The 12,334-nt window shown below is 72.7% G+C and carries 9 protein-coding genes; 2 read left to right on the top strand and 7 right to left on the bottom strand.

Translation table 11 applies throughout. The features are described 5' to 3' along the window. The first annotated feature begins 76 nt into the window (after positions 1-76). Positions 77-526 (top strand): PPOX class F420-dependent oxidoreductase, encoded by a 450-nt coding sequence (locus ACIQPQ_RS16690; RefSeq protein WP_383766921.1) that lies wholly within the window; start codon positions 77-79, stop codon positions 524-526. An 88-nt stretch (positions 527-614) separates the two neighbouring features. Here the strand turns inward: ACIQPQ_RS16690 and gnd are convergent, their stop codons facing one another. From gnd to tal, 5 genes are read right to left on the bottom strand one after another with little or no spacing between them, the layout of a single operon-like run. Then, positions 615-1,493 (bottom strand): phosphogluconate dehydrogenase (NAD(+)-dependent, decarboxylating), encoded by an 879-nt coding sequence (gene gnd / locus ACIQPQ_RS16685; protein ID WP_401304417.1) that lies wholly within the window; start codon positions 1,491-1,493, stop codon positions 615-617. Position 1,494: 1 nt separating this feature from the next. Next, on the bottom strand, positions 1,495-3,141 hold the full coding sequence (gene pgi, locus ACIQPQ_RS16680) for a glucose-6-phosphate isomerase (RefSeq protein WP_401304415.1): 1,647 nt from the start codon (positions 3,139-3,141) through the stop codon (positions 1,495-1,497). Then, complete coding sequence (opcA, locus tag ACIQPQ_RS16675; protein ID WP_401304413.1) at positions 3,134-4,069, bottom strand: glucose-6-phosphate dehydrogenase assembly protein OpcA; 936 nt, start codon at positions 4,067-4,069, stop codon at positions 3,134-3,136. Before opcA ends, pgi begins: the two co-directional genes overlap by 8 nt. Beyond that, positions 4,066-5,610 carry a glucose-6-phosphate dehydrogenase gene (gene zwf, locus ACIQPQ_RS16670; protein WP_401304410.1) on the bottom strand — a complete coding sequence of 515 codons (1,545 nt, stop codon included), beginning with the start codon at positions 5,608-5,610 and terminating at the stop codon, positions 4,066-4,068. Before zwf ends, opcA begins: the two co-directional genes overlap by 4 nt. Continuing rightward, positions 5,607-6,929: a transaldolase gene (gene tal, locus ACIQPQ_RS16665; RefSeq protein WP_401304408.1), complete on the bottom strand. Its 1,323-nt coding sequence runs from the start codon at positions 6,927-6,929 to the stop codon at positions 5,607-5,609. The genes zwf and tal overlap by 4 nt, the downstream gene beginning before the upstream one ends. Positions 6,930-7,313: 384 nt before the next feature. Here tal and ACIQPQ_RS16660 point away from each other — a divergent pair, with 384 nt between their 5' ends. Continuing rightward, a complete protein-coding gene (locus tag ACIQPQ_RS16660; RefSeq protein WP_401304406.1) occupies positions 7,314-8,312 on the top strand; it encodes a helix-turn-helix domain-containing protein in 999 nt (332 codons plus the stop codon). A 78-nt stretch (positions 8,313-8,390) separates the two neighbouring features. On the opposite strand, the gene ACIQPQ_RS16655 is transcribed toward ACIQPQ_RS16660, so the two are convergent. Both ACIQPQ_RS16655 and ACIQPQ_RS16650 read right to left on the bottom strand, forming a co-directional pair. Further along, the gene (locus tag ACIQPQ_RS16655) at positions 8,391-11,492 is read right to left on the bottom strand and encodes a glycoside hydrolase family 2 TIM barrel-domain containing protein (RefSeq protein WP_401304404.1); all 3,102 of its coding nucleotides are present in this window, start codon (positions 11,490-11,492) and stop codon (positions 8,391-8,393) included. Continuing rightward, the gene (locus ACIQPQ_RS16650; RefSeq protein WP_401304401.1) at positions 11,489-12,325 is read right to left on the bottom strand and encodes a carbohydrate ABC transporter permease; all 837 of its coding nucleotides are present in this window, start codon (positions 12,323-12,325) and stop codon (positions 11,489-11,491) included. Before ACIQPQ_RS16650 ends, ACIQPQ_RS16655 begins: the two co-directional genes overlap by 4 nt. Positions 12,326-12,334: the final 9 nt, after the last annotated feature.

Below are 12,334 nucleotides of genomic sequence, written 5' to 3'. Positions count from 1 at the left end.
GTTTGTCGGTGCTTCTCTCGTCGCCGTGGTTCCGCAGCCGGGGAATGCGGGCGGACCCCCCGCCCGTTGCCCCGGCATGACTCAGGACACGACGCAGAACGCCCTGCTCGCTCTGCTCTCCGAAGGCCGCAGCGGGGTGCTCGTCACGCTCAAGCGCGACGGGCGCCCGCAGGTGTCGAACGTGAGCCACCACTACTACCCGGACGAGGGGCTGCTGCGGATCTCCGTGACGGACGACCGGGCCAAGACCCGTAACCTGCGCCGCGATCCGCGGGTGTCGTACCACGTGACGACCGGCGACCACTGGGCGTACACCGTCGTCGAGGGCACCGCCGACCTCGCGCCCGTGGCCGCGCACCCGTACGACGACACCGTCGAGGAACTGGTCCGTCTCTACCGGGACGTCCTCGGCGAGCACCCCGACTGGGACGACTTCCGTGCCGCGATGGTCCGTGACCGGCGGCTGGTGCTGCGCGTGCGGATCGAGCGGGCGTACGGCATGCCCCGGCGCACGGACGACGCCTGACCGCCGGGGCCCGCGTGGTGAGGGGCGGGTCGGTCCGGCTGGTGTGCCGGGCCGTCCCGCCCCTCTCGTCCCTCCGCCGCGGCCGGTGCTACTCCTTCGACTCGACCGCGTGGCCACCGAACTGGTTGCGCAGCGCGGCGATCATCTTCATCTGCGGCGAGTCGTCCTGGCGGGAGGCGAACCGCGCGTAGAGGGACGCCGTGATCGCGGGCAGCGGCACGGCGTTGTCGATGGCGGCCTCGACGGTCCAGCGGCCCTCGCCGGAGTCCTCGGCGTAGCCGCGGAGCTTGTCGAGGTGCTGGTCGGCGTCGAGGGCGTTGACGGCGAGGTCGAGGAGCCAGGAGCGGATGACGGTGCCGTCCTGCCAGGAGCGGAAGACCTCGCGGACGTTCTCCACGGAGTCGACCTTCTCCAGCAGCTCCCAGCCCTCGGCGTAGGCCTGCATCATGGCGTACTCGATGCCGTTGTGGACCATCTTGGAGAAGTGCCCGGAGCCGACCTTGCCCGCGTGGACGTAGCCGTAGGGGCCGTCCGGCTTGAGGGCGTCGAAGATCGGCTTCAGCCGCTCCACGTGCTTCTTGTCGCCGCCGACCATGAGGGCGTAGCCGTTCTCCAGGCCCCAGACGCCGCCCGAGACGCCCGCGTCGACGAAGCCGATGCCCTTGGCGGCCAGCTCCTCGGCGTGCTTCTCGTCGTCGGTCCAGCGGGAGTTGCCGCCGTCCACGACGGTGTCGCCCGCCTCCAGCAGCCCGCCCAGCTCGTCGATGACGGACTGCGTGGCGGCACCGGCCGGGACCATCACCCAGACGGTGCGCGGCGCGTCCAGGCCCTCGACCATCGCGGCGAGGCTGTCCACGTCGGACACCTCGGGGTTGCGGTCGTAGCCGACGACGGTGTGGCCGTGGCGGCGGACACGCTCGCGCATGTTGCCGCCCATCTTGCCGAGACCGATCAGACCAAGCTGCATGTCAGTGCACATCCTTCAGTTCACGGTAGGCGGCCACGAGGGCGGCGGTGGAGGGGTCGAGGCCGGGGACGTCGGCGCCCTCGGTCAGGGCGGGCTCGACCCGCTTGGCGAGGACCTTGCCGAGTTCGACGCCCCACTGGTCGAAGGAGTCGATGTCCCACACCGCGCCCTGCACGAACACCTTGTGCTCGTAGAGCGCGATCAACTGGCCGAGCACGGACGGGCTCAGCTCGCGGGCCAGCACGGTCGTCGTCGGGTGGTCGCCGCGGAAGGTCTTGTGGGCGACCAGCTCCTCCGGCACACCCTCGGCGCGTACCTCGTCCTCCGTCTTGCCGAAGGCGAGCGCCTGGGTCTGGGCGAAGAAGTTGGCCATCAGCAGGTCGTGCTGCGCCTTGAGCCCGTCGCTCAACTCGCCCACCGGGCGGGCGAATCCGATGAAGTCGGCGGGGATCAGCTTGGTGCCCTGGTGGATCAACTGGTAGTAGGCGTGCTGCCCGTTGGTGCCCGGTGTGCCCCAGACGACGGGGCCGGTCTGCCAGGCCACCGACCGGCCCTCGCGGTCGACGGACTTGCCGTTGGACTCCATGTCGAGCTGCTGGAGATAGGCCGTGAACTTCGACAGGTAGTGGCTGTACGGCAGGACCGCGTGGGACTGCGCGTCGTGGAAGTTGCCGTACCAGACGCCCAGCAGGCCCATGATCAGAGGGACGTTGGCTTCCGGGGGCGCGGTGCGGAAGTGCTCGTCGACGAGGTGGAAGCCGTCGAGCATCTCCCGGAACCGCTCCGGGCCGATCGCGATCATCAGGGAGAGGCCGATGGCGGAGTCGTAGGAGTAGCGGCCGCCTACCCAGTCCCAGAACTCGAACATGTTGGCCGTGTCGATGCCGAACTCCGCGACCTTCTCCGCGTTGGTCGACAGCGCGACGAAGTGCCGGGCCACCGCCTTCTCGTCGCCGCCGAGACCGGCCAGCAGCCAGGCGCGCGCCGAGGTGGCGTTGGTGATCGTCTCGATCGTGGTGAACGTCTTCGACGCGATGACGAACAGCGTCTCCGCCGGGTCCAGGCCGTGCAGCGCCTCGTGCAGGTCGGCGCCGTCCACGTTGGACACGAACCGGAGGGTCAGCGAGCGGTCGGTGAACGCCCGCAGCGCCTCGTACGCCATCGCCGGGCCGAGGTCGGAGCCGCCGATGCCGATGTTCACCACGGTGCGGATACGGCGCCCGGTGTGCCCGGTCCACTCGCCGGAGCGTACGCGCCCGGCGAAGTCGGCCATCTTGTCGAGGACCGCGTGCACCGCCGGGACGACGTTCTCCCCGCCGACCTCGACCACCGCGTCCCGCGGGGCGCGCAGCGCGGTGTGCAGGACCGCCCGGTCCTCGGTGGTGTTGATGCGCTCGCCGCGGAACATGGCGTCCCGCAGCCCGAACACGTCGGTCGCGGCGGCGAGTTCACGCAGCAGCCGCAGCGTCTCGTCGGTGATCAGGTGCTTGGAGTAGTCGATCCGCAGGTCGCCGACGCGGGCCACGTACCGCTCGGCGCGCCCGGGATCGGCCGCGAACAGTTCGCGCAGGCCCGCGCGCGAGGTCGCCCGGTGCTCCTCCAGGGCGGCCCACTCGGGCAGGCTCGTCAGCCGGGGGGTGTCAGACATGGGACGGCGTCTCCTCGGTGGCCTCGCCGCGCAGGGCGACGGCGTACATCTCGTCGGCGTCGAGGCGCCGCAGCTCCTCGGCGATCAGTTCGGAGGTGGAGCGGACCTTCAGGGCGAGGGTCCGCGACGGCTGGCCCGGCAGGGACAGCGTGGCGAGGGGGCCCTCGGGCCGGTCGATGACGATCTCGCCGTTCTCGGTGCCGAGCCGGACGGCCGTGACGACGGGGCCCGCCGTGACGACCCGTTCCACGCCCACCCGAAGACGGGCCTCCAGCCAGCGGGCGAGGAGTTCGGCGCTCGGGTTGTCCGCCTCGCTCTCCACGGCCGCCGACACGATCGGCACCCGCGCCTGGTCCAGCGCCGCCGCCAGCATCGACCGCCACGGCGTCAGCCGCGTCCACGCCAGGTCCGTGTCACCGGGGGCGTAGGACCGGACCCGCGCCTCCAGCGCCTGGAGGGGCCGCTCGACGGCGTACATGTCGGTGATACGGCGCTGCGCGAGCGCGCCCAGCGGGTCCTTCGCCGGGTTGTGCGGGGCGTCCACCGGCCACCACACCACCACCGGGGCGTCCGGCAGCAGCAACGGCAGGACCACCGAGTCGGCGTGGTCGGACACCTCGCCGTACGTCCGCAGGATCACCGTCTCGCCGGTGCCCGCGTCCGCGCCGACCCGCACCTCGGCGTCGAGACGCGAGGCGGTGCGGTCACGGGGGGTGCGGGCGTGCCGCTTGATGACGACCAGGGTGCGCGAGGGGTGCTCGTGCGAGGCCTCCTCGGCGGCCCGGATCGCGTCGTAGGCGTTCTCCTCGTCCGTGACGATCACCATCGTCAGGACCATGCCCACGGCCGGTGTGCCGATGGCGCGGCGACCCTGCACCAGCGCCTTGTTGATCTTGCTTGCCGTGGTGTCGGTCAGGTCGATCTTCATGGCCTGCGCCAGCTCCGTCCGTCTCGTGCGAGCATCTCGTCGGCTTCCTCGGGTCCCCAGCCGCCGGAGGGGTACTGCGCCGGCCTGCCGTGGTCCGCCCAGTACTCCTCGATCGGGTCGAGGATCCTCCAGGACTCTTCCACTTCCTGGTGACGGGGGAACAGGTTGGCGTCGCCCAGCAGCACGTCAAGGATGAGCCGTTCGTACGCCTCCGGGCTGGACTCGGTGAAGGACTCGCCGTACGCGAAGTCCATCGTCACGTCCCGGATCTCCATCGAGGTGCCCGGCACCTTGGAACCGAAACGGACGGTGACGCCCTCGTCGGGCTGGACGCGGATGACGATCGCGTTCGCGCCGAGTTCCTCGGTGGCCGTCGAGTCGAACGGGGAGTGCGGGGCGCGCTGGAAGACCACCGCGATCTCGGTGACCCGGCGGCCCAGCCGCTTCCCGGTGCGCAGGTAGAACGGGACGCCCGCCCAGCGGCGGTTGTCGACGTTCAGCCGGACGGCGGCGTACGTGTCGGTGGTCGAGGCCGGGTCGATCCCGTCCTCCTCCAGATAGCCGGGGACCTTCGCGCCGCCCTGCCAGGCCGCCGCGTACTGCCCGCGCACCGTCGAGCGGCCCAGGTCCTCGGGCAGCTTCACCGACCGCAGCACCTTCAGCTTCTCGGTGAGCAGCGAGGCCGCGTCGAAGGAGGCGGGCTCCTCCATCGCGGTCAGCGCCATCAGCTGGAGCAGGTGGTTCTGGATGACGTCCCGCGCCGAGCCGATGCCGTCGTAGTAGCCCGCCCGGCCGCCGATGCCGATGTCCTCGGCCATCGTGATCTGGATGTGGTCGACGAACGACCGGTTCCAGATCGGTTCGAACATCTGGTTGGCGAAGCGCAGCGCCAGGATGTTCTGGACGGTCTCCTTGCCGAGGTAGTGGTCGATGCGGAACACCTGGTCCGGTTCGAACACGTCGTGCACGATCGCGTTCAGCTCTCGCGCGCTCGCCAGGTCGTGCCCGAACGGCTTCTCGATGACCGCCCGCCGCCAGGAACCCTCCGGCGCGTTCGCCAGCCCGTGCCGCTTGAGCTGCTGCACCACCTTCGGGAAGAACTTCGGCGGCACGGAGAGGTAGAAGGCGTAGTTCCCGCTGGTGCCGCGCGCCTGGTCCAGCTCGTCGACGGTCTGCCGGAGCTGCTTGAACGCCGTGTCGTCGGAGAAGTCGCCGGGGATGAACCGCATGCCCTCGGCGAGCTGCTGCCAGACCTCCTCGCGGAACGGCGTACGGGCGTGCTCGCGCACCGAGTCGTGCACGACCTGCGCGAAGTCCTGGTCCTCCCAGTCGCGGCGGGCGAAGCCCACCAGGGAGAAGCCCGGCGGCAGCAGACCCCGGTTGGCGAGGTCGTACACGGCGGGCATCAGCTTCTTGCGGGACAGGTCGCCCGTCACGCCGAAGATCACGAGCCCGGACGGACCGGCGATCCGGGGCAGGCGCCGGTCACGGACGTCCCGCAGCGGGTTGTCCCAGTCGGCGGCGGTGCCGGTGGTGCTCATTCCGCGTCAACTCCCTCGGTGTCGAAACCCTCGCCGTCGTCTTCCCCGCCGACGGCTCCCATGCCGCCGGCTCCCGTGCCCACGGCTCCCGTGCCGACGATTGCCGTGCCGACGGCGGGCCCGTCGGCCAGCGACTTCGTGACCGTGTCCAGCAGGTCCTGCCAGGCCGCCGCGAACTTGGCGACCCCCTCTTCCTCCAACCGGGTGACGACCTCCTCGTAGGAGATGCCGAGCGCCTCCACGGCGGCGAGGTCGGCGCGGGCCTGTGCGTAGCCCCCGCTGACGGTGTCGCCCGTGACGGCGCCGTGGTCGGCGGTGGCGGCGAGCGTGGCCTCCGGCATGGTGTTCACCGTGCCGGGAGCGACCAGCTCCTCCACATACAGGGTGTCCTTGTACGCGCGATCCTTCACCCCGGTGGAGGCCCACAGGGGGCGCTGCTTGTTCGCCCGCGCCCCGCCGAGAGCGGTCCAGCGGTCCCCGGAGAAGACCTCCTCGTAGGCCGCGTAGGCCAGGCGCGCGTTGGCGAGGGCGGCCCGGCCCCGCAGGGCACGGGCCCGGTCGGTGCCGAGCGCGGTCAGCCGCCGGTCGATCTCGGTGTCGACGCGGGACACGAAGAAGGAGGCCACGGAGTGGATCGCGGACAGGTCCAGGCCCCGCGCGGCGGCCCGCTCCAGACCGGCCAGATAGGCGTCCATCACCGCGCGGTGCCGCTCCAGCGAGAAGATCAGCGTCACGTTCACGCTGATGCCGAGGCCGACGACCTCGGTGATCGCCGGGAGCCCCGCCCGGGTCGCCGGGATCTTGATCATGACGTTGGGGCGGTCCACGAGCCAGGCCAGCTGGCGGGCCTCGGCGACCGTGGCCCGCGTGTCGTGGGCGAACCGGGGATCGACCTCGATCGACACCCGGCCGTCCCGGCCCCCGGTCGCCTCGTGCACGGGACGCAGCACGTCGGCGGCGTCCCGGACGTCGGCGGTCGTCAGCATCCGGACCGCCTCGTCGGCGGTGACGCCCCGAACGGCGAGATCGGCCAGCTGCTCCGCGTAGTCCGAGTGCTCCGGGCGCTCAGAGTCCTCCGGGTGCTCGGAGTGCTCCGGGTGCGATGCGCCCACCGGTTCCGTCCCGGCCGCGCCGATGGCGGCCGCGAAGATCGACGGGTTGGTGGTGACGCCGACGACGTGCCGGTCGGCGACGAGCCCGGCGAGGCCGCCGGAGGCGATCCGGCCGCGCGAGAGGTCGTCCAGCCAGATCGACACGCCCTCGGCGGCCAGGCGCTCCAGCGCTCCCGCGGGGGCGGGTGCTTCGGTCACAGTGATCATCTTCTTTCCGGCGGCCGGATCGGCCGCGTGCGGGAGCCGGGGACGCCCGGCGGGCGGGGGAGGCGGGCCCGGGGGTGGGGGCGTGCCTCGGGAGCCGGACACGGGGCCCTCCGCCGTCACCTTCTGAAGGGTGCGGTACGTCAGCGGTGCGGTGTCCGCTCCCCGCGCGGGGCCCCTCGGGGCCGCCGCGTCCGCGGTGTCCGCCGTCTCCGGTGACTGCGTACTCATCTTCAGGAAATCCTCGCGTGCGCGAAGGGGCTGGTCCGACGCGTTCAAGAGTAAAAGTCTGACTTTTTCGGTGGAAGGTCACGGTGTGTCAGGCTGTGGTGAAAGTGGGACACCCCGGCCGGGTGGACCGGGCGCACGAGACGGCACGGGGCGGACATGGCGGACGAAGACGTCCAGAACGGCGACGGGGGCGGGCCGACCGGGACCGGTAAGGGCGCGACCGGGGCCGGCGGGGGTGGGACACGGACCCACGGGGGTGAGACCGGGACCGGCGGGGCCGCCGACGGCGTCGGCGGGGCGATCCGCACGTTCCCCTTCCCGGTCGACCTCAGTGTCGGCGGGGTCGGCATGCAGGTCGCCGCGATCGGCGGCGACCGCGCCTGGCCCGCGGGCGCGGCCCTCGACCGCGTCCACCGGATCGACTTCCACGTCGTCCTGCTGCTCACCGGCGGCCCCGTCCGGCACATGGTCGACTTCGCCGAGTACGAGGTCGGCGCGGGCGACGTCCTGTGGATACGGCCCGGCCAGGTGCACCGCTTCTCCCGCACCAGCGCCTACCGCGGCACCGTCCTCACCATGCAGCCCGGCTTCCTGCCCCGCCCCACCGTCGAGGCCACCGGCCTCTACCGCTACGACCTGCCCCCGCTGCTGCGCCCCGACCCGCGGGCCTGGGTCGCGCTGCACGGCTCACTGGCCCACCTGCGCCGGGAGTACGAGGACACCGCCACCCTCCCGCCCGCCCTGCACACCTCGGTGCTGCGGCACTCCCTGACCGCGTTCCTGCTGCGCCTGTCCCACCTCGCGGCCGGGTCCGCCGAGGAGGCCGCCCGCCGCACCGGCACCACCTTCGGGCTCTTCCGCGAGGCGGTGGAACGGGACTTCGCCACCAACCACAGCGTCAGCGCCTACGCCGACGCCCTCGGCTACTCCCGCCGCACCCTGGTGCGCGCGGTGCGCGCCGCGACCGGCGGCACGCCCAAGGGCTTCATCGACGGCCGGGTCGTCCTGGAGGCCAAACGCCTCCTCGCCCACACCGACCTGCCCATCGGCCGGGTCGGGGCGGCCGTGGGCTTCCCCGACCCGGCGAACTTCTCCAAGTTCTTCCACCAGCACACCGAGCGGACCCCGGCGGCGTTCCGCGCCGAACTGCGCTGAACCGCGCTGAACCGGCCGGCGGGTGCGCCGCGACGGCGCCCTCCGGCCCACCGTACCCCGGGTCGACCGCACCCCGCGTCAGCCGGTGTACAGCGTCCAGCTCCAGCGGTGGCGGCCCGGCCGGACCAGGTAGCCGGGGAGGGTGTCGGGGCCGCAGGACGCCGTGCCGAGACCGCGGTGCGCGGCGTCGAGATGGACCACGCAGCCGGGGCGGGGCACCAGCTCGTCGTGGTGGTCCGCCGCGGCCAGGTCCGCCGCGCGGTACCGGGTGACCGACACCTGGCGCGGCACGTCCAGCGCGACGGTGAGACCGCCGGGGGACGGCTCCGGGCCCGGCCCGGAGAGCGTGAACCGGCGTACGCCGTGCCGCCCGCCGCTCTCCTGCGGACGCAGGTACGGGGTGAACAGCGCGTCGACCGGCAGGCGGTGGTGGTCCACGCGGGCCCCCGTACAGCGGTCCGGGTACGACTCCCACGGCCCCTGCCCGAACCACTCCAGGACGTCCGGCCCCGGCACCGTCTCGAAGACCGACCCGACCCGCGCCACGTCGTCGAAGACGTCCGGGAGGTCGGCCTCCTCCTCGATCCGCAGACCGCCCACGACCGGCGTCACCACCTGCCGGTGCCGCACCACGCCGCCGGTGCCCGCGTACTCCGCGACGACCGTCACCGCCGCGCCCGTCCGCCGCACCGAGACCAGGCGGCGGACCGGCGCGTGCAGGCCCCAAGCGCGCCAACGCCCGGCCATGCCGCCGAGTTCGTCGTTGTCCGTGGGCGCCCGCCACAGCGACAGCGTCGGCCCCGCCGCCAGCAGCGGATGCGTCAGCAGGCCCGCGCCGTCCACCTCGACCACGGTCACCGCCACCGGTGCCGTCACCGCCGACGGCCGGACCGCCCCGGCGGTCGGCGCCGACCGGTCCGGCGCGCGCAGCCGCACCTGCGGCGCGCACACCTCCGTGCCGCGCGGCGCCCACGGCAGGTCCTCCGCCGTCGTCACCCGCAGCGTCAGCCACGCCTCGCCGCCCGCGCGCGGCAGCGCGAACGGCAGCGGCACCACGGCCGTCCCGCCCGGCCGCAGCTGCGGCAGTTCGGCCGGGGCGGTCACCGTGTCGCCGTCGGCGAGGACCAGCTCCCAGCGGGCCGCGAGCCACTCCAGGCCCCGGAAGTGCTGGTGGTTGGCGAGCACCAGCCCCTCGTGCCGGTACGGCGTCAGCCGCACCGGGGCCGCCAGCTCACGGTGCTCGTACAGCACGGGCTTCGGCGTGCGGTCGGGGAAGACGACGCCGTCCGCGACGAACGCGCCGTCGTGGTCGCGCTCCCCGAAGTCGCCGCCGTACGCCCAGCGGTGGCCGGGCGCGGCGACCCCGTCGGCGTACAGTCCCGCGCCGGCCCGTCCGGTGGGCCTTCCGTCGCTCACCCGCTGGAGGATGCCGTGGTCCCAGAACTCCCAGATGAAGCCGCCCTGAAGCCCCGGGGTGGCCTCGACGGCGGCCCAGTGGTCGGCGAGCGTGCCGTTGCTGTTGCCCATCGCGTGCGAGTACTCGCACTGGATGAGCGGTTTGGTCTGGAGCCCGGACAGGGCGTGCGCCACGCACTCCTCCAGCGACGCGTACATCGGGCAGGCGATGTCGGACGCGACGTCCGGGTCGGCCCAGCCGCGTTTGGCGGCCCCCTCGTACTGGAGCGGCCGGGTCGGGTCGTGCCGTCGCACCCAGCCGGCCGCCGCGTCGTGGTGGGCGCCGTAGTCGGACTCGTTGCCCAGCGACCAGACGATGACGGACGGGTGGTTGCGGTCCCGCAGCACCATGCGGGAGACCCGGTCGAGGAACGCGCCGAGGTAGCGCGGGTCGTCGGCGATCTCGTGCGCGTGGTCATGGGTCTCGATGTCCGCCTCGTCGACCACGTAGAGGCCGAGTTCGTCCGCGAGGTCGTACAGCGCCGGGTCGTTCGGGTAGTGCGCGGTGCGCACCGCGTTGAACCCGAACCGCTTCAGCAGCACCAGGTCCGCGCGCATGTCGTCGTACGACACCGTCCGCCCGGTCAGCGGGTGGAAGTCGTGCCGGTTGACGCCCCGTACGAAGATCCGCTCGCCGTTGACCAGCAGGTCCCGGCCGCTGATCTCGACGTCGCGGAAGCCGATCCGGTGCCGGGAGGTGTCCGCGACGCTGCCGTCGGCGCGGTGCAGCCGCACCGTGAGGCCGTACAGCTCCGGCGTCTCCGCGGTCCAGGTCCGCACCCCGGGCACGCGGGCGCCGAGGCGGGCCTCCCCGAGGAAGGCGGAGACCCGCTCCTCGTCGGCGTTGACCCGGTCGAACGCGGCGTCCTGCGCGAGCGGCAGCCCGCCGGGGGAGTCCGGGTGGGCGGGGGAGTCGACGGGGCCCGGACCGGCGGGGCCTGGACCGGCGGGGCTGTCGGGTTCGTCGGCCTCGGCGGCGAGGTGGCCGCTGACGTACCAGCCGTCGGGCAGCGCCCCGCCCGCGTCCCGCACCAGGCAGTCCACCCGCAGCTCCCCGTCCCGCCCGGCGCGCACCCCGACGTCGGCCAGATACAGCGGGTCCGTCGCGTACAGCAGGACCGGGCGGGTGATCCCGCCGTGCCACCAGTGGTCCTGGTCCTCCAGGTGCGAGGCGTCCGACCACTTCACCACCGTCAGCCGTACGACGGACCGCGCGCCGGGCCGCACCCGCGCCGTCAGGTCGAACTCGGCCGCGAGGTGGGAGTCCTTGGAGATCCCCACCGGCCGCCCGTCCACGTGCACGAGGAGCACGCTCTCGGCCGCCCCGACCTGGAGCACGATCCGCCGCCCGGCCCATTCCGCGGGCACCTCGACCTCGCGCTCGTACACGCCGGTCGGGTTGGCGGCGGGCACGTGCGGCGGGAACTCCCCGAACGGCATGCGGACGTTGAGGTACCGGGGGAGGTCGTCGGTGTCCTGGAGGGTCCACGCGCCCGGCACCCACGCCGAGGACCACTCCCCGCCGGAGCCGGAGCCGGAGCCGGGGTCAGGGCCGGGGCCTTGGGCGGCCTCCGCGCCGTCGGGTGCGGGGAGCAGCCGGAACCGCCACTCCCCGTCCAGGGACAGCGCGCCCGCCCGCCGGTCCACCGCGTGCATCGGCAGCCGCCCCCACGAGGTCAGCTCGGGCGCCTCCCAGGGGCGCAACGCCAGCAGCGGATCGGTCACTTGACGGCTCCCTTGGCGAGGTCCCCGATGATCTGCCGGGCGCCGACCGCGAACACCAGCAGCAGCGGCACCAGGGCGAGCAGGGCGCCGGTCATGACCATCCCGTAGTCGGTGGTGCCGTGCGTGCCGTTGAGCTGCGACAGGGCGACCTGGAGGGTCACGTTGTCGGGGTTGGTGAGGGCGATCAGCGGCCACGCGTAGTCGTTCCACTGGCCCATGAAGGTGAAGATGCCGAGGAAGGCGAGCCCCGGCCGGACGACCGGGAGCGCGACGTGCCAGTACTGGCGGAGGAAGTTCGCGCCGTCGATGCGGGAGGCGTCGAGGAGTTCGTCGTGGATCGCGCCCCGCATGTACTGCCGCATCCAGAAGATGCCGAACGCGTTCGCCGCCGCGGGCACGATCAGCGAGGTCATCGAGCCGATCCAGCCCAGCTTCGCCATGATGACGAACTGCGGGATCGCCGCGAGCTGCGCCGGCACCATGAAGATCACCATCAGCAGCGCGAACAGCGTCCGGCGGCCCGGGAAGGCGAACTTGGCGAACACGAACGCGGCCAGCGAGTCGAAGAACAGCACCAGGAACGTCACCGACCCCGCCACCAGCAGCGAGTTGGCCATCGACCCGAAGAAGTCGACGTTGTCGAAGAGGTGCCGCAGGTTCTCGCCGAAGTGCGAGCCGGGCAGCAGCTTCGGCGGGTAGGAGAAGATCTCCGACGACGTGTGCGTCGACATGATCACGGCCCAGTAGAACGGGAAGGCCGACAGCAGCAGGCCGAGCACCAGCACGGCGTGCAGGGCGATCCCGCGCCCCCGGGTTCCCTTGACGGATGCCATGGCGACCGG

This window comes from Streptomyces sp. NPDC091281 (assembly GCF_044757425.1).
Taxonomy (GTDB): Bacteria; Actinomycetota; Actinomycetes; order Streptomycetales; family Streptomycetaceae; genus Streptomyces.
The sequence above is the reverse complement of the archived record's forward strand: the minus strand, read 5'-3'. Positions and strand labels throughout refer to the sequence as shown.